This is a genomic window from Plantibacter flavus, from assembly GCF_900177615.1.
Taxonomy (GTDB): Bacteria; Actinomycetota; Actinomycetes; order Actinomycetales; family Microbacteriaceae; genus Plantibacter; species Plantibacter flavus.
On record NZ_FXAP01000002.1, the window covers coordinates 45,453 to 61,015 of the forward strand.

The 15,563-nt window shown below is 66.5% G+C and carries 19 protein-coding genes; 7 read left to right on the plus strand and 12 right to left on the minus strand.

The genetic code is table 11. The annotated features are described in order from the left end of the window. Positions 1-5 precede the first annotated feature (5 nt). Positions 6-350 carry a cupin domain-containing protein gene (locus B9Y95_RS06530; RefSeq protein ID WP_085511696.1) on the minus strand — a complete coding sequence of 115 codons (345 nt, stop codon included), beginning with the start codon at positions 348-350 and terminating at the stop codon, positions 6-8. A 64-nt stretch (positions 351-414) separates the two neighbouring features. Between B9Y95_RS06530 and B9Y95_RS06535 the strand changes: the two genes are divergently transcribed. Continuing rightward, positions 415-1,344, plus strand: a complete 930-nt coding sequence (locus B9Y95_RS06535; RefSeq protein ID WP_085511132.1) for a PhzF family phenazine biosynthesis protein — start codon at positions 415-417, stop codon at positions 1,342-1,344. Between the two features lie 47 nt (positions 1,345-1,391). Continuing rightward, complete coding sequence (locus B9Y95_RS06540) at positions 1,392-1,835, plus strand: META domain-containing protein (RefSeq protein ID WP_085511697.1); 444 nt, start codon at positions 1,392-1,394, stop codon at positions 1,833-1,835. Between the two features lie 45 nt (positions 1,836-1,880). Here B9Y95_RS06540 and B9Y95_RS06545 read toward each other — a convergent pair whose 3' ends face one another. From B9Y95_RS06545 to B9Y95_RS06555, 3 genes are read right to left on the minus strand one after another with little or no spacing between them, the layout of a single operon-like run. Next, on the minus strand, positions 1,881-2,642 hold the full coding sequence (locus B9Y95_RS06545) for an ABC transporter ATP-binding protein (protein WP_085511133.1): 762 nt from the start codon (positions 2,640-2,642) through the stop codon (positions 1,881-1,883). Between the two features lie 55 nt (positions 2,643-2,697). Continuing rightward, the gene (locus B9Y95_RS06550) at positions 2,698-3,774 is read right to left on the minus strand and encodes a FecCD family ABC transporter permease (protein WP_085511698.1); all 1,077 of its coding nucleotides are present in this window, start codon (positions 3,772-3,774) and stop codon (positions 2,698-2,700) included. Positions 3,775-3,821: 47 nt separating this feature from the next. Continuing rightward, positions 3,822-4,865, minus strand: a complete 1,044-nt coding sequence (locus B9Y95_RS06555) for an ABC transporter substrate-binding protein (RefSeq protein WP_085511134.1) — start codon at positions 4,863-4,865, stop codon at positions 3,822-3,824. Positions 4,866-5,044: 179 nt separating this feature from the next. Here B9Y95_RS06555 and B9Y95_RS06560 point away from each other — a divergent pair, with 179 nt between their 5' ends. The 3 genes from B9Y95_RS06560 to B9Y95_RS06565 all read left to right on the plus strand — a co-directional run bounded on the left by B9Y95_RS06560 (position 5,045) and on the right by B9Y95_RS06565 (position 6,575). Continuing rightward, positions 5,045-5,296 (plus strand): hypothetical protein, encoded by a 252-nt coding sequence (locus B9Y95_RS06560; RefSeq protein WP_085511135.1) that lies wholly within the window; start codon positions 5,045-5,047, stop codon positions 5,294-5,296. Further along, positions 5,262-5,858 (plus strand): hypothetical protein, encoded by a 597-nt coding sequence (locus tag B9Y95_RS20300; RefSeq protein ID WP_143736351.1) that lies wholly within the window; start codon positions 5,262-5,264, stop codon positions 5,856-5,858. Before B9Y95_RS06560 ends, B9Y95_RS20300 begins: the two co-directional genes overlap by 35 nt. 123 nt (positions 5,859-5,981) lie before the next feature. Next, complete coding sequence (locus B9Y95_RS06565) at positions 5,982-6,575, plus strand: recombinase family protein (RefSeq protein ID WP_085511136.1); 594 nt, start codon at positions 5,982-5,984, stop codon at positions 6,573-6,575. 46 nt (positions 6,576-6,621) lie between these two features. Here B9Y95_RS06565 and B9Y95_RS06570 read toward each other — a convergent pair whose 3' ends face one another. Next, positions 6,622-8,136, minus strand: coding sequence for a hypothetical protein (locus B9Y95_RS06570; protein ID WP_085511137.1), 1,515 nt, complete (start codon positions 8,134-8,136; stop codon positions 6,622-6,624). 356 nt (positions 8,137-8,492) lie between these two features. Between B9Y95_RS06570 and B9Y95_RS06575 the strand changes: the two genes are divergently transcribed. Together B9Y95_RS06575 and B9Y95_RS06580 are read left to right on the plus strand one after the other, a co-directional pair. Next, complete coding sequence (locus B9Y95_RS06575; protein ID WP_143736353.1) at positions 8,493-9,275, plus strand: hypothetical protein; 783 nt, start codon at positions 8,493-8,495, stop codon at positions 9,273-9,275. Positions 9,276-9,536: 261 nt separating this feature from the next. Next, positions 9,537-10,478 (plus strand): hypothetical protein, encoded by a 942-nt coding sequence (locus B9Y95_RS06580; protein WP_143736355.1) that lies wholly within the window; start codon positions 9,537-9,539, stop codon positions 10,476-10,478. Positions 10,479-10,516: 38 nt separating this feature from the next. Here the strand turns inward: B9Y95_RS06580 and B9Y95_RS06585 are convergent, their stop codons facing one another. The 7 genes from B9Y95_RS06585 to B9Y95_RS06615 all read right to left on the minus strand — a co-directional run bounded on the left by B9Y95_RS06585 (position 10,517) and on the right by B9Y95_RS06615 (position 15,558). Beyond that, positions 10,517-11,215 carry a hypothetical protein gene (locus B9Y95_RS06585; protein WP_143736357.1) on the minus strand — a complete coding sequence of 233 codons (699 nt, stop codon included), beginning with the start codon at positions 11,213-11,215 and terminating at the stop codon, positions 10,517-10,519. A 294-nt stretch (positions 11,216-11,509) separates the two neighbouring features. Further along, positions 11,510-12,049 carry a hypothetical protein gene (locus tag B9Y95_RS06590; protein ID WP_085511141.1) on the minus strand — a complete coding sequence of 180 codons (540 nt, stop codon included), beginning with the start codon at positions 12,047-12,049 and terminating at the stop codon, positions 11,510-11,512. Beyond that, positions 12,030-12,329 carry a histone-like nucleoid-structuring protein Lsr2 gene (locus B9Y95_RS06595; RefSeq protein ID WP_085511142.1) on the minus strand — a complete coding sequence of 100 codons (300 nt, stop codon included), beginning with the start codon at positions 12,327-12,329 and terminating at the stop codon, positions 12,030-12,032. The genes B9Y95_RS06590 and B9Y95_RS06595 overlap by 20 nt, the downstream gene beginning before the upstream one ends. A 116-nt stretch (positions 12,330-12,445) precedes the next feature. Then, positions 12,446-12,718, minus strand: coding sequence for a hypothetical protein (locus B9Y95_RS06600; protein WP_085511143.1), 273 nt, complete (start codon positions 12,716-12,718; stop codon positions 12,446-12,448). Between the two features lie 355 nt (positions 12,719-13,073). Next, positions 13,074-13,481, minus strand: a complete 408-nt coding sequence (locus B9Y95_RS06605; RefSeq protein ID WP_085511144.1) for a hypothetical protein — start codon at positions 13,479-13,481, stop codon at positions 13,074-13,076. Between the two features lie 134 nt (positions 13,482-13,615). Continuing rightward, positions 13,616-14,275: a response regulator gene (locus B9Y95_RS06610; RefSeq protein WP_085511145.1), complete on the minus strand. Its 660-nt coding sequence runs from the start codon at positions 14,273-14,275 to the stop codon at positions 13,616-13,618. Continuing rightward, positions 14,272-15,558: a sensor histidine kinase gene (locus tag B9Y95_RS06615; protein ID WP_123539761.1), complete on the minus strand. Its 1,287-nt coding sequence runs from the start codon at positions 15,556-15,558 to the stop codon at positions 14,272-14,274. Before B9Y95_RS06615 ends, B9Y95_RS06610 begins: the two co-directional genes overlap by 4 nt. Positions 15,559-15,563: the final 5 nt, after the last annotated feature.

A 15,563-nucleotide genomic window follows, 5' to 3' on the forward strand; every position in this document is an offset into this window, starting at 1 on the left:
CCCGCTCATCGCGCAGGCCCGAGCGCCGCCGCCGACTCCTCCCCGGCCGATGCGCCCTTCAGCTCGACCAGGATGACGTGCGTCGGGGTCGTGCCGGTGTTCTCGCCGGAGTGCCGTTGCGCGGGCAACCAGACCGCGTTGCCGGCGTGGAGTCCCGTGTCGAACACCCGCTCGCCCGAGTGCAGTCGGCGCTGGAAGTCAGTCAGCGTGATCATCACGCTGTTCGGATGCCGGTGGGGCACGGTCTGCGTGCCCGGCGTGTCCTGGTAGTCCAGGACACGCACGAAGTCGTTCTCCCACAGGGTCGTGTAGTTGTCGGGATTGCTCACCGTCGGATCGTCGTTGATCATGGCTGAACGGTACGCCGCTCCGGCGCGCTGCGACACCGGTTTTTCGAGCGGGTAGCATCGTCGGATGTCGAACGCCGCACCACCCGAGATCCTCCGCCTCACGGCCTTCGCCGCCGAGCCTAGCGGCGGTAATCCTGCAGGTGTCGTGCTCGACGCCTCGGCGCTGTCGGACGCCGAGATGCAGGCGATCGCCACCGAGGTCGCGTATCCCGAGACGGCGTTCGTCGTCGACCCGGGTGTCGATGGCGACGACCGCCACGTGCGCCTGCGCTACTTCTCCCCCGGTGCCGAGGTGCCGTTCTGTGGGCACGCGACCATCGCCACCGCCGTCGCCCTGGCTGAGCGCCGTGGCGTCGGACGCTTCACGCTGGAGACGAACGTCGGACCCCTCGTCGTCGAGACCGCGTCCGACGCAGACGCCGACGCCGGCACGAACGGCGGCACCGGCTCGATCACCGCGTCGTTCACGAGCGTCGAACCCACCGTGCGCGATCTCGACGCCGGGGTGGCCGACCGCCTGCTGTCACTGCTCGGGCTCGAGCGTTCCGACCTCGACGACCGGTGGCCGCTCCGTGAGTCGTTCGCCGGCAACCGGCACCCGGTCGTCGCGGTCCGGGAGCAGGCTGTGGTCGACGCCTTCACCTTCGACCCGACCGCCCTGCGCACGCTGATGGACGAGCAGGGCTGGGCTGGGACCGCGACGGTCGTGCACGATCACGGCTTCGACGACGCCGGCCACCTGCACGTCGAGGCTCGCAACCTCTTCCCGGTCGGAGCCATCACCGAGGATCCCGCGACCGGCTCCGCAGCCGCCTCCCTCGGCGGCTACCTGCGGGCGCTCGGCCTCCTCACCCCTCCGGCTCGGATCCTCATCCGCCAGGGTCACCACGTCGGCGCACCCAGTCTGCTGACGGTCGACGTCCCGGTCACCGGCGGCATCACCGTGACGGGGACGGCGCAGCCGATCGCGAGCTGCGACGAGTCGACGCGCTAGCATCGAGCCGGTCGCGGTCGGGCGGCCACCCACTGGAGGGGATGGACATGTCCACAGGCAACGGGTCGAACCGGGGGCGCACCGCAGTCCTCGGTGTCATCGGCGCAGCAGTGCTCGGGTTCGCCCTCGCGGGATGCGCATCTGGAGCCGAGGGCGGCGCCGACGCCTCGACCACAGCGCCTGCCGCCGAGTCGGGCGACGCTGTCGGTGTCGTCGGCGTCTGGGGAGACCCCGACGCGCAGAACACCCCATCGCTGGTGTTCGCGGAGGACGGCAAGGTGACGGGGACCGACGGCTGCAACCGCCTCATGGGCTCGTGGACTGCCGACGGCGACACGGTCGAGTTCGCGCCGCTGGTGTCCACACGGATGGCCTGTGAGGGTGTCGACACCTGGTTGTCGGGCGGAGCGTCCGGCACCTGGACCGACACGAGCCTCGTCGTCCTCGACGAGAGCGGCACGGAGATCGGCACGCTCGAGCGCTCGGAGTGAGCGAGCCCCCGGTGCTCGGGCCAGGTGGCGTCCAGAGCGGGTGGATCATCGCGTGAACGTGACGATCGGGTGCCCTCGGCGGGGGTCCAGCATCACCTCGGCCACCACGCCGTAGACGTCCGCGATCAGCGCAGCAGTCAGTACCTCGCTCGGTGCCCCCGCAGCGACAACCCGACCGGCCCGCAGCACGACGACCGTGTCGCAGTACATCGCGGCGAGGTTGAGGTCGTGGATGGCGATCACGGTCGTGACCGGGAGCGCGCAGACGAGGTCGAGCAGTTCCAGCTGGTGTCGGATGTCGAGGTGGTTGGTCGGTTCGTCAAGGAGGAGCTCACGTGGCTCCTGCGCGAGCGCGCGCGCGATCTGTGCCCGCTGGCGTTCGCCTCCGGAGAGGGTGTGCCAGAGGCGGGCGGCCTGGTCGAGCAGGCCCACGTGGGCGAGCGCGCGGTCGACGGCGGTCTCGTCGGCCGCGGTGTCACCGGCGAGCCCCGAGCGGTGCGGGATCCGGCCGAGTCGCACGATGTCGCGCACCGTGATGTCGACGTCGGTGTCGGCATGCTGGGTCACCGAGGCGACCGAACGCGCGATGAGCCGCCGACCGACCGACGCCAGGTCGACGCCGTCGAGCGTCACGAGTCCGGCGGTCGGCTTCACGAGTCCGTGGAGCACCCGCAGGAGCGACGACTTCCCCGACCCGTTCGGACCGAGGAGACCGACGGTCTGTCCCGGTTCGGGGTGCAGCGTCACGCCGTCGACGACGAGCGCACCGCCGCGGTTCCAGGACACGTGCTCGGCGTGGAGTGTCATGCCTGCCTCCCGCCCGTCATGACCTGCTTCTGTCGCGCCGCCGCACCACAACACCTCATGCGCGCCTCCGTCTCCGCGCCAGCAGGCCGATGAAGACCGGCACCCCGACGAGCGCGGTCCCGACGCCGACCGGTAGCGGCGTCGGCGAGAACGCGACGCGCGAGCCGGCATCGACCCAGACCATGAAGATCGCACCGATGATCGCCGTGGCCGGGATGAGGCGACCGTGACGGGGTCCGACGAGCAGGCGGGCGGCGTGGGGCAGCACGAGTCCGACGAAGCCGATCGCCCCCGCGACGCTCACCAGCGTCGCCGTGATGAGTGCCGTCGCGATGAGCAGGATCGCCCGCGTCCTCGCGACGTGGATCCCGAGCGATGCCGCGACGTCCTCACCGAAGGCGAAGGCGTCGAGCGCATGGGCGTACCGGAGGCACAGGATCGAACCGGCGACGACGACGATCGCACAGAGCGCGACATCGTCCCAGCGCACGCCCTCGAGTGAGCCGAGCAGCCAGAACATCACGCCGCGCGTCTCGTCCGAGTCAGCGAACGCGAAGATGATCAGCGAGGTCAGTGCGGAGAAGAGTTGTGTGCTGGCGACGCCCGCCAGCACGACCCGGTCGGTCCCGCCGCCCGACAGGCGGGAGAGCAGGAGCACGAGTCCGAAGGCGACGAGCGCGCCGATGAACGCGCCGCCGGAGAGGCCGATCGACGCCCCGCCGAGTCCGAGGATCCCGATCGCGACGGCCCCGGTCGACGCCCCGGAGGAGATGCCGAGGATGAAGGGGTCGGCCAGCGGGTTGCGGAGGAGCGACTGCATGATGACGCCGCAGAGCCCGAGCCCGGCACCGCAGGCTGCAGCGACGAAAGCCCGTGGCAGGCGTTCCTCCCACACGATCGCGTCCTTCGACAGCTTCACCGGGATGTCGGTGAAGCCGAGGTGGTTCGCGACGATGTCCCGCACGTTCACGAGCAGGATGTCCGCAGGCCCGAGCGTGATCGCCACGCCGACCGAGACGAGGAGGAGGACCACGCCGGCGACGACGAGCAGGCCGGTGATCGTCGCGCGGCGTGCGCGTGAGGCGGGTCGCCGCGTCGTTTCGCTGGCCGTCACCGTGTCGCCGCTCGTCACCGGTTCGCCGCTCGTCACCGTGTCGCCGCTCGTCACTGTCTCCGGGTTCAGAGCTCGTCCTCGTGCTCGACCCACCACGCCTTGATCTTCTCGAGACCGTCGACGAAGCGGATGGAGGGGTTCAGCTCGGCGCCGTGCAGGGCGATGTAGCGCTGGTTGCGCACGGCGTCCATGGTCTTCGTCAGCGGATCGGACTCCAGGAACGCGACCTTGTCGTCGAGGCGGTCGCCGGGGAACCGGTCGCGCTGCAGGTCGCCGAGGACGAGGACCTGTGGGTCGCGGTCGACGAGGTCCTCCCAGGTGGTGGCCGGCCAGTCGTCCTCGAGCTCGCCGAAGACGTTGTCGAGCCCGGTGGTCGAGGCGAGCAGCGCGGCGGATCCGAGCCCACCGCCGATGTACGGCGTCTTCGTGTCGGCGAACCAGAACGCGACGGTCGTGCCGTCGAAGTCGACACCCTCGGTCGCCTTCGCAGCACGACCCTGCAGCTCGGCGATGAGCGCGGCAGCACGGTCGGAGACGTCGAAGACCTCGCCCATCTCGGTGATCTCCTGGTAGAGCGCGTCGATGGTGAGCGGCGTCGTGCGCGTCCCGCCGCCGTTGATGCTCGTTCCGTCGTCGCAGTCGGTGGGCGAGAGGTAGCTGGCGACACCGGTCTCGGCGAAGCGCTCGCGTGGTGCGACGCCGCCCTCGTTGAAGTGGCGGCCGAAGGACGCGGTGACGAAGTCGGGGTCGGCTCCGAGGACGACCTCGTAGGTGGGGGCGTTGTCGGCCAGGCGCGGGACGTCGGCGTTCGCGTCGGCCAGGGAGTCGAGGACGGGGTCCGTCCAGGAGGCGGTGCCGACGATGCGGTCCTCGAGACCGAGCGACAGCAGGATCTCGGTCGAGTTCTGGTCGAGGGAGACGACCCGCTGTGGCACGGCGTCGATCGTGACCTCGGTGCCGCAGTTGTCGAGCGTGAGCGGGTAGTCGGTCGCGCCCTGCCCGGCGGCGGCGGTCGATGCGGGCTCCACCGCTTCGGACGCGCCGCAGGCGGACAGTCCGACGGCGACCGCCGCGGCGAGGACGAGGCTGATGGCGGCGCGCTGGTGCACGTCGTCTCCTTCATTCGAGGGGGTGGGACCTAGGAAGGATAGCCTTACCTGACTAGATGATGCGAATCGGGCGAGCACGGCTCTCGCGCGTCATGGTCGGTCCAACACGTACGTGAGGTCAAGCATGGGCTTGGGCTCCCGCTTTCGGACACGGCCCGAGCACCCGGTAGCCTGACGCGATGGACTCTCTGATCCAGCAACGGCTCGCGTTCGAGCGTGATCGCACGTTCGGGTGGCTCGCCGTCGTCTTCGGGGCGTTGTTCTTCGCGTGGGGTGCGTGGATGGCCTGGAGTGGAACTCCGACGTACTTGTTCGGCGCTGCGGCGTGCGCCGTAGGGATCGTGCTCGGCGTACAGCGCATTCGACGATCCGGCAGGACGCGGGAAGTGTTCGAGCGTGAGCACGGGAAACACGCTGGCGTCCGGAGCTGAGATTCGCTCGACTGGAACGAGATGTGCCTGTCGTGCCGAAGTCCTGAAGGGCGATGTGTGCGCGGACGAGACCTCCGGAGGCAAGACCGTGGTCGAACGTCCTGGAGTCACGAAAGGGTTCACGTGGGTGGAGGCCGTCGACACCGCGGACGATGACTTCATGGTTGCGTCAGATGTGGCCCACAACTACACCGCTCCCGCATGGGTGCTCGACGAGTTGTCCACACGTGAAGGCCTCCACGAGATCGCTGCCACGAACCCGAACGCTCGGCCCGAACTCAAAGACCAAGCCCCCATCGGTTCGTTCAGTCGGAACTCGATCGAACGGTACCTCGAGCAACGCAACGCCTCGCTCACTGATCGACGCAAACTCGCTACCTTGTACGAGCACGGCGTTCATGCCGGCGGCCCGCTCCTCGGGACAGTCTGGGCCTTGATTCTTGGACAATCCATTTCCTCAGAAGAGGAATACCAGCATCCGGCCCAGCGGCGTGAGTCATCGAGCACATCTGAGAGCACCTCAAGAAGTAACAGGTTTAGGAGACACATGGCTCCTCGGTGATCCAGGCCGACTCGGGCGCGAAAGTCTGCGGATCTCACAACCGGAAACCTGTCTCGTAAACTCGTCTCACGCGGTTGCGTGTCTCAATGGGCTTCACGCGGTTTTCTGAGACATGCTGGTGCGATGAGGCAGATCGGGTACACCAGAGTGAGCACCGCGAGCCAGGACGCGCAGTTGCAGCTCGACGCACTCATCGACGCCGGCGTCCAGAAACGCGATGTATTCGCTGATGTGACCTCTGGCAGCAAAACCGCGATCGAGCGGCCTGGGATGACGAAGCTGCTCGAGTACGCCGAGACCGGAGACACCGTGATCGTGTGGCGCATCGACCGACTAGGGCGTTCCCTCATCGATGTCCTCAACACTGTTGAGCTCCTACGCGGCCGCGGGGTCCATGTGCGATCGCTCTCGGATGGGATCGACCCTGCGACGTCGACGGGCCGGTTGATGCTGCACATGCTCGCCACCCTGGCCGAATACGAGCGCGAGCTCATCGTCGAACGCGTCAACGCCGGCATCGCCGCGGCACGTGAGTCGGGCACGCGATTCGGGCGTCCGCGGGTGAACCCCGCCATCATCGCCGAGAAGCTCGCCCTCGTCGCCGAAGCCCGCAGCCGCGGCCGAACCGCCGCGGAGGCAGCGGCACTCGTTGGCTGGAGCAGAGCAACGCTCTACCGCCACCAGGCCGATGCTAAGAGCAAAGCTTCCTCATTCTGATGGCCTGAGCACATCGGCGTTGCCGACAAGTTGTGAACGCTCGACGTCACGCGGATGTGTCAGCTCGGCGCCGAGCCAATACTGCCGCGGTGCCGCCCAGAAGCTCCGGGTAGGCCATCAGATAGACGAGATGCAACCAGGCCAGGTCTGCAACTGTCGCAGGCACCCGCCCGTTGTGCGCTTCAAGCAGTAGCCCCTGGCGAGGGGTGAGGCCTTGATCGAAGCCGTGGGTAGAGTTCCGAAGCACCCGCAGCCATTCAGACGCAGCATCTACTCGCGGGACAGTCACGTTGCCGCCTGCCTTGTCGGGGAGCCGGATACCGTCGCCATCGAGGAGCTCGGCCGCAAAGAAGCCTTCTGCCACAGCGCGCAGACCCTCAATGGCACGTTCGGCTCGAGGCAGCAGCACCGTCTGCACGGAGGCTGGCATCCGAAGTCTTATCTTGTCGAGCCGTTCGACGGCAGCCTTCGGCTTCGTCAGCGCGCTCCAGTTCCACTGTGGGTTCAGCCCGGGTAGCTGATCGAGCACATTGAACATGAGTACTCGACGTGTGTGGTCGTCGCTCGACGTCGCGAGGGCCTGGCAACTTCGAAATACCTGCGTCAGGGTGATAATCCTCTGCTGCGCACGACCTGGTTCCCACTGCCCGTCCCTTGAATTCACCGCAGGTTCGGTTGCGTGCGACAGGAGCAGGTCGAGTCGGCTGGCCCACCACCGCAGGGCCTCGCGAAATGCCGATCTCTCAATTGCACCGACCGGGTCGGCTCGGGTTTCGTTTCCCATGGGCGAGGCCGTGTCGAGAAGGTCGACTGCGAAGCTTCGCCTACCCGGCAGCGACTCTCCGAACACGATCGCGATCGAGCCCCCGATGCGAGGGATGTTGATTCCCCAGACGTGTGGCGAGAGACTGCTGAATACCGGAGCCAAGAAGGGACCGAGGCCGACCATGTTGTCCGGCATGAGATGGTGCGCGCTTTGGAAGTGCAGGTCACCACTGCTCGGCTTCGGGGCATCATCAGAGACTCGCAGGAATACTCCCGGCATCTGGAGACGCCCCGCGAGCTCGGTGGAACCGCGAACCAGAAACATGCGCGCGTTCGGGAGCGCATTTCGGTGGAGCTCCGGCATCACTGCCGCAGCAACTGCCGGCAGCTCTCCCGCAGTTGGCGTGGCGCCGATCAGAGCCATTGCTCCGGTGAGCATCGCGGCCGCGTCATGGGGGTACTTTTCGACAAGTTCGGCGCGGAACGCGACAGCTCGCTCCCAGAGGTTAGTCGTCAGAATCCCGTCGAAGTCGCTGAGCTCGCGAAGCGAGGCGTACGTGGACTCGTCGTCTGGAGATGACTCAGAACCGGCGTCCAATATGCGTATGAGACGGGGTGGGCGACCCTTAACGGATTCCGCGTTCTGCACGAGCCACCCAGACTCATCGCGCTCGAGCGCCCAACCGGCCATGCCAGCAAGGCCGGCTGGATTCCCGCCGTACGCCCATGAGGGAATCTGCACGCGGACCTGCGCAGCCCTCAGCGCGGCGATGTCCCCTGCACTCTGAAACTTCATCGATTCCCCACCTCCCCATCTTGGAGCAGGACGCGGCCGCGGGTCGAACCTCTACGGCGGTGGCCGACGCGTTCCGCCGGACAGCAAGAAACCCCTCCGCCCGGGCGGAGGGGTTTCTTGTACCGCGCCTCGATGCTCACGCGGGAGCTCCACCGTAAGAGGGTGACTCACTCCAAGCGCTCGCGTGCGATTCAGTAGTAGTACCGCTCGAGGTAGTACCTACCGTACAGGAGCGAACATCGAAAATGGTTCTAAATCGCGATGTATGCAACCCGTCACCCTACGCTAGCGCAACCCATTAATGATATCCTCGTAGTTCACAGTCTACGCCTTCGTTTCGAGAAATAGGAGTCCCGATGTCTCACGCGCAGAAGAGAGCGTTCGAAGCGGCCAAGCTTGCCCAGCAGCGACGAGAAGGCATGGGGGGGCCGTTTCGCGACGCGTTCTTCAAGTCACGCGATGCTGCTGGGATCGTCACGCATCCTCTGGCAAGCCTCTTGAGCAACAGCAGCGGGACAGGCGGCGGCGGTCGCGGTGGAAAGACGCGCCTCCTGCTCTACGTGAGCCTGCTGTGGGTCGCCGCGGGCGGAGATCACACATCGCACAGACCCGCATCGTTCTGGGCTGCACTCCTTGGCCTCGAGGATCCGGACGGTGCGGGCAGTCGCGTCATCCGCAGCAGCTGGCAGGAACTCGAAAAGCGCAACTTCGTCGCCAGTGAACCCGGCGTTGCGTCCGGGGACGTGCGGACCATTCGCGCGCTCCGCGAAGATCACTCCGGTGCGAAGTACACGATCCCCACAGGCCAGTCCGGCGACACCTACCGACGCATCCCAGAACTGGCATGGCGGATGCTCTTCCACTCCTCCGAGCTCAGCGGCCCAGGGCTCGTGATGTACCTCATCTCTCTCCGAACTCACGGGCAGGCCAGCGGCGGTGAAATGACCTTCCCGCGCAACTACATCGCCACGGAGTACGGCATCAGCGATTCCACACGGAAGGCCGGCCTCCGCAACCTTGTCGAGATAGGAGTACTCGTCCACGAAGGAACCAGCAAGGAAACCGGCGCGACCGCAACGCGTCTCCGCGGACGCAACGTCTACACGCTGACCCCGATCTACGCGCCGCCGGCACCATGATCTGTGGAGCATCGAGATCCGGCCATCCACACCGAGGGGGCATGACGACGGTTTCATGCTCTACGGCGCGCTCTCAGCTGGGGTAGCCCCCCCCCCCCCCCCCCCCCCCCCCCCCCCCCCCCCCCCCCCCCCCCCCCCCCCCCCCCCCCCCTGCACTGCGGCTGATCGTCGACGGCCGCCAAGAACGATCGCTTACGACACAGCGGCCTCGGGCTCAAAAGAGCTTGGCGCTAGTTGACGGAGTCACGCTACGCTCACGCTGTGAATGCTGAGCACGTTTCCCGCCGTGTGGCAGTCGATCGAGAGCAGTCGCGCCCATGGGTGGAGGTGGCACAGTCTGCCCGAATTCTGCGCGATCTACTGGACGAGACGCCACCGGCTATCGATGGCTCGCCGTTCAGCGTGATCGATGAGGAACTGCCACAGTCATGTGAAAAATGGTGCCGTTCTTATCTGTCCTCAGCACTCGAACACCTCGGCATGTGGGCGGACTATGTCGCGCCGATGAATTTACACCCTGACTCGGCCGTGCGTCACGATGCACGCCCGGTTCAGACGCTTGCGCGTGCGGCGCTCGAGTCCGCGTCTCAGGCTGTTTGGATTATGGCGTCGCGCGATCCTAGCGAGGTGCTGCGGCGGCATCTGTCGCTCGTTCTCGCGGATTGGGCGGAGCAGCGGAAAGCCGAGGTCGACCTGGAGCGGAAAGCGGACCTCAAGAAGCAGCGGCTCGATCTGCTTGACGTTCTTGAGAGCCATGGCGTCAAAGTCGATGAACCGTCCTACCTGACGCTTGTCACGACGGCAGCGCACGAGGTGCGGACCAATCTCTCTGACGGCGACCTGGGCGACCCGGCGCAAGTCGAGCGCTTGTGGCGCACAGCCGCTGGCTCAGCGCACGGAAAGATGTGGCCATCGCTCGCGCTGCGAGTCTCCGTTGAGATTGACGGACAGTCATTCTCGTTCCCAGACGCAGACGCGATGTCCTCCATCCTCGTGCTCGCGAACAGAGTCACGCAATACGGCGTACTCCGGTTCATCGACTACGCGGGCCACGAGCCGCAACTTGCGGAACTTCTCCGAGCGGCCTCTCTCCGCTTGTACGCGCGCATTCCAAAGGTAGAGGGAGCACCCGAGCGACTAGAGGATGTTCCGGGATACCCGGCCACCGAAACCAAATCCGCTACTTCCCAGAAGGACCGCTAGCGATCAGACCGTCGCACCTTTTCGAGAACGATCGCTTGTTACAGTCCGGAAATTTGGTTGATGATGAGCGCCGTCGCCGCGGCCGCCCAGGTCTTGACGCCGCTCATCGCTCCGCCACGGGCTGAATCCACGACTTCACCGAGGACGCCATTAACACCGTGAAGGGCTCGTTTAACCGCATGCGGCTTGTCGGATTCTGTGGCGACTCGTGCCGCATCTTCGAGTGCGTCATCGACTTCTGCAAGCTGGGCGGGAGCAAGCACGTCACGAGGAATGCCTCCGCGAATCTCCTCAATCGAAGCCACAACGTCAGGGAATGCCGCCATCTGATTCGTGAGGCGCAGGGAGTTCCTGTCTCCTACCGCGAACTGGTTGACACCGCCGTTCACAACGATGCTCGGCTGCGCGAAACGCCGATCTACGTGACGTTTCTCGACCAGGTGCGCACTCCAATGGTCGTCGCCGTCGCCGAAGGGGTCCTTATTGAACTCGTAACGATCAATGAGGTACTCGATCACACCACCACGGGGGTCATCTCGCTCGACGAGGTCTCCTTCTTGAGCAGGTGCCTTAGGCGAAAACACCGCAACGCGGTCAGTGAACAACACCTCGATCTTGAATGGTGGCCGACGCGAGTCCTTCGGTCGGACAACGACTTCCTCGCCCTCGAAGTTCTCAAAAAAACCGCTCACGTCTCGTATCCCCGGAACGCGCTCAATCTCACTGTCGGTCGCCATGCCTTGCAGCCTAAAGGACGGAACCGGCGGCGCCGACCCTGTCCGGCTACTCATGGTGCCGCTGTTCTTGCTCGATCAGTTTCAGGGAGGCGGCACCTCGATCCAGTTCGAATTGCCGTGATCGGCGAAGTTCTGCACCGCCTCGTAGGAGTGCTGTTGAGCGTGCCGCGGTGCCGCAAACAACCGTCCGCGGATCACCCATCTCGTTGTCAGAGGCAGCCCTCCTGAAAGTGAGCAGAGCCTGGGGAGGACACGCTGCGCCCGATCGGCGGTGTAGGCGGGCGCGGATGCGTTCTATCCCAAGAGAAGTTGCGCGGCGCCAGCCACAATGCCCGGGAACCCGAATACGGCGGCATAGGTCGAGAAAACGACCGCTGCACCCTGAAACTTCCGCTTGCTCGCGGCAGCGCTTTCATCCGCGTCAGTGACGTTTTCAGCGAATGCCGCCATCAGCTCTTTCACGATACCCAGTACTCCGCCGATCACAATGAACGTCACCGCAGGCACCGGGTTCTCGCTCGTAACGGCCACGAACCATAGAGAGGCAGCGACACCCACGACGATCACGGTGACCGTGACTGGGTTTCGGATCAGCTTCAGCACGATGGAGCTTTCCCTAGCCGGCGTCGCCGGCGGAGCGGTTGCCATCGACTGCCTCTGGTTCGTGTCCAACTCGACGGCCGTCATGAATTGTTCGGCCGCGGCCTGCAACTCTGGCGACAGGGTGCCTGCCGCAGCCTCCAAGAGGATGTCACCACCCATCTGAGCCTGCGCTGCCGTCAAGCCTGCCGAGTTTCTGTCGGCCGGTAGCAACTCATGGTTGTCGTGTGTCATTTGATTCCCCCATCATTGTCGAGCCGACCCCCGGCCCGTCCTCGTGCTTTTGTTTGCGGCGCCGACGCTTGCCGGGTGGAACAAGACGACGCCCCGCTTCAATGAACGGGCGCAGCACCTCCCGCAGCCTCTCCGCGTTGTCGTCGCTGAGATCAACCTCGAAGTTACGCCCGTCGACGCCGAACTGGATCGTCTCACCCCCCCCCCCCCCCCCCCCCCCCCGCTCGAGCTCTGTACCGTCAAGATCATCGACGAGCGTAATAGTCGTCCGCTGTGCCATGGCCCAGTGTGCCAGCAACCCTGAATGCCAGCGCAGCGGGATTGTGGCGAGTCAGGCGCCAGCGTCAATAGAGGCCCTGTCGTCGCCCAGCGACGCAACGGCCGTGAACGTTCCTCCTACCGGTTTCGGCCGTTGTCGAGGTTCTGCTCCGGGGCTCGGCCTCCGGGGGCAGTGGTGGGCGGGGTGGGCGCAGCATTTCGCTGGGTGCCGGGTGCGGTTGGGAAGCTCAGCCGGCGGAGCTCGGCCAGGCGTTGCAGCACCGTGCCGTCGAGGATCGAGAAGCCGAGTCCGACCGCGCCGCCGAGCGCCGTCAGCAGCTCGATCCGGGACGTGTTGAACCGGCTGATGCGGCCCGCCCAGCGGTCGAACGTGTCTGCCGTTGGTTCCATGCCATTACCCCCGCCACCAGTCTCCTGCAGGCGCCCGACTAGCGGGTGCGACGGCCGAGCGTCGGTAGTCCGCCGCGTAAGACTTCAGCTCCCTCGGTCGCATAGATACGTCGGTCGAGTCGATCGGGCGCGTCGGTGCCGCTCTTGCGCGGTTGCGTCCCGCCAACCTCGGATGCTGCCTGCAGCTCATCGTCGCCCTCGCGCTGAGTGGCTGGTGCGGGACGGCTCTGCGGTGTCGGCTCCGGCGGCGCGCAGCGCTCTCCCGAGGCCGTTGTATGGATCGACTGCCGCCCGTTGGCTTGGAGCGCGTGGGACTCGCCACACTGTTTGCAGATCGCGAACTCTGGCCCCACGGTCATGCCCCTTCGCCGGCCCGCTTCTTGACCAACTGCAGGTATTGCCAGTAGCTGTAACACATCATGCCTAAAGCGATCGCTAGGGCCACGAAGTACTCGATGATCTGGAACGCGGTGAGGGGCGCAGCTCCTTGTAAGTGCATGAGCAGGAGCACGCCGAGGAAGACCACCGCGAGATACAACCAACGAAAAGCTCCGTGCTCGCTGAGCGCATACTTCCTGGCCGTCAGCAGATTCAGGGTGCTCGTGAGGTTTTTTCCAGCTGTGCTCGTCTCGTTGACACGTTCAAGATGCGAGATGGTTGCTTTGATTCGTGCGTCGAGCGGCATGGCGAGAAGGAACGGCACGAGTGCCACGCCCAGCCCGGCCAGACCGGTAACGACCGCTTCCCATGGAAATTCATTCACATCGTGAGCGTAGATGTTGGAGGCCAGGTTCGCGGCGCGGCAGGCGAGTTTTCGAGGGTCGTCTACCTGTGGATAACTCCCCCGGAATACGGCCGATAATATTTATTATGTCGTTCGCATTCGACGCCTACAGCTCACCGCGGGTCGACGAGCCCCGCACGGATCCCCCAGAGCACGGCCTGGAGGCGGTCACGCGCTCCCGTCTTCTGCAGCAGACCGGCCAGGTGGTACTTCACCGTGGTGGGTTCGACGAACAGGCGGTCGGCGATCTCCGCGTTGGAGAGTCCCTGCGCCAGGAGGTCAAGGACCTCGAACTCGCGGTCGGTGAGCGGCGACTCCGCCGGTGCGGTCGCGACCGGAGCCTCGCGCCGGCGCTCCGAGAACTCGCGGAGGATGCGACGGGTGAGGCGTTGGTCGAGCGTCCCTTCCCCCGCTGCAACGGAACGGATCGCGGCGAGCAGCGTCGCCTCGTCCGCGCCCTTCAGCAGGAAGCCGGCCGCACCGGCCTCGAGGGCGGCGAACACGTCCGCGTCGACGTCGAAGGTCGTGAGGATGAGGACGTCGGCGTCGAGTTCCGGGTCCGCCGTGATCGTGCGGGTCGCCGCGATCCCGTCCGTGCCCGGCATCCGGATGTCCATGCAGATCAGGTCCGGACGCAGCTCCTTCGCCAACCGCACCGCGTCGGCGCCGTCGATCGCCTCGCCCACCACCTCGATGTCAGGCTCGGCACCGAGGATCACCGAGAGGCCGGCGCGGACGACCGCCTGGTCGTCGGCGATGAGGAGGCGGATCATGAATCACTCCGATGCTGATCGGGAAGGTGCTGGTCGAGACCCTGCTGGTCGGCACGATGCTCGTCGGGGATGGTCAGGCGGTTTCGCCACCCACCCTCGTCCGTCGGTGCCGAGGTCAATCGCGCTCCGATGAGCTCGGCACGCTCGCGCATGCCCCAGAGACCGTAGCCGTCGCGCGACGGCGAAGCAGGACGCTGCGACGACGCGGCGTTCGTCACGGTGAGCTCGATCGCGTCCGCCTCGAACCGCACCGCCACACGGCAGACGGCTCCGGGCGCATGGCGGGCGGCGTTCGCCAGCGACTCCTGGACGGTCCGGTACGCGGCCGTCTCCGCGAGCGGCCCCAGCACACGAGGCTCGCCGGTCACGGTGTACGCGACGTGCTGCCCCCGCGACCGCGCCGCCTCGACGAGTTCCGGGATCGCCGCGATGGTCGGAGTGGTCGCCGGCCCGAGCGTCGATCCGTCTCCGCCGCCCTGGGCGTCCGCGTCGTCGCTGCGCAGTAGGCCGACCGTCCGCCGCAGGTCCACGAGCGTCGTCCGTGCGTCCGACTGCACCGTCCGGAGCATCTCCCGCGCGCGTTCCGGGTCGCGCTCCACCAGAGCGCTGGCCGCTTGCGCACTGACGATGATCCCCGACAGGTGGTGCCCGGCGATGTCGTGCAGCTCCCGCGCGAGGGCGGTGCGTTCCGCGCGGAGGTCGTTCTGCACGCTGATCCGACGCTCGTTCTCGGCCATGCGCGCCTGGTCCTCGATCGCCGACAGCAAGCGCTCGCGACCTCTGGCGTACTCGGCCACGCCGGCCGGCAGCACGTACTGCAACACGATGCGCGCGACGGCCGCGAACACGAGGATGAGCGGCTCCTCGGACGACCCGAAGGCCATCGCGATGCCGCCGATGACCGTCGTCGCGACCGCGCCGGCCACCAGCGTGCGGATGACCGTCCGCCGCTCCTCGTGCCGAGCGAGCGCATAGGTGGCGAGGATCACGCCGAACGAGCCGATCCCGAGCTCACCGCCGGTGCTGCCGAGGATCACGAGGTCGAGCGTGACCACGGCCCCGAACACGACCACCGGGTACCGGACCCGCAGCAGCAACGCGACGGCCTGGAGGACGACCAGGGCCGCGTGCACCCACGGCGGGACCTGACCCGGTACGGCGTGCAGTTCGTCGACCAACGGGACGACCCCGAGATACCCCACCGCACCGGCGAGGACCAGAACCGGCGGGAGCGCCGAGCGCAGACGGGCCGCGAGCGGGGCGGGCCGTGCGGGAGAGGTCATGGGTC

Excerpts from the sequence above, each read along its gene's own strand:
- B9Y95_RS06535 (WP_085511132.1), top strand. The coding sequence starts at position 415 with ATGTCGAACGCCGCACCACCCGAGATCCTCCGCCTCACGGCCTTCGCC.
- B9Y95_RS06585 (WP_143736357.1), bottom strand. The coding sequence starts at position 11,215 with ATGGCGACCGACAGTGAGATTGAGCGCGTTCCGGGGATACGAGACGTG.
- B9Y95_RS06565 (WP_085511136.1), top strand. The coding sequence starts at position 5,982 with ATGAGGCAGATCGGGTACACCAGAGTGAGCACCGCGAGCCAGGACGCG.
- B9Y95_RS06530 (WP_085511696.1), bottom strand. The coding sequence starts at position 350 with ATGATCAACGACGATCCGACGGTGAGCAATCCCGACAACTACACGACC.
- B9Y95_RS06545 (WP_085511133.1), bottom strand. The coding sequence starts at position 2,642 with ATGACACTCCACGCCGAGCACGTGTCCTGGAACCGCGGCGGTGCGCTC.
- B9Y95_RS06610 (WP_085511145.1), bottom strand. The coding sequence starts at position 14,275 with ATGATCCGCCTCCTCATCGCCGACGACCAGGCGGTCGTCCGCGCCGGC.
- B9Y95_RS06595 (WP_085511142.1), bottom strand. The coding sequence starts at position 12,329 with ATGGCACAGCGGACGACTATTACGCTCGTCGATGATCTTGACGGTACA.
- B9Y95_RS06570 (WP_085511137.1), bottom strand. The coding sequence starts at position 8,136 with ATGAAGTTTCAGAGTGCAGGGGACATCGCCGCGCTGAGGGCTGCGCAG.
- B9Y95_RS06540 (WP_085511697.1), top strand. The coding sequence starts at position 1,392 with ATGTCCACAGGCAACGGGTCGAACCGGGGGCGCACCGCAGTCCTCGGT.
- B9Y95_RS06615 (WP_123539761.1), bottom strand. The coding sequence starts at position 15,558 with ATGACCTCTCCCGCACGGCCCGCCCCGCTCGCGGCCCGTCTGCGCTCG.
- B9Y95_RS06560 (WP_085511135.1), top strand. The coding sequence starts at position 5,045 with ATGGACTCTCTGATCCAGCAACGGCTCGCGTTCGAGCGTGATCGCACG.
- B9Y95_RS06575 (WP_143736353.1), top strand. The coding sequence starts at position 8,493 with ATGTCTCACGCGCAGAAGAGAGCGTTCGAAGCGGCCAAGCTTGCCCAG.
- B9Y95_RS06600 (WP_085511143.1), bottom strand. The coding sequence starts at position 12,718 with ATGGAACCAACGGCAGACACGTTCGACCGCTGGGCGGGCCGCATCAGC.
- B9Y95_RS06590 (WP_085511141.1), bottom strand. The coding sequence starts at position 12,049 with ATGACACACGACAACCATGAGTTGCTACCGGCCGACAGAAACTCGGCA.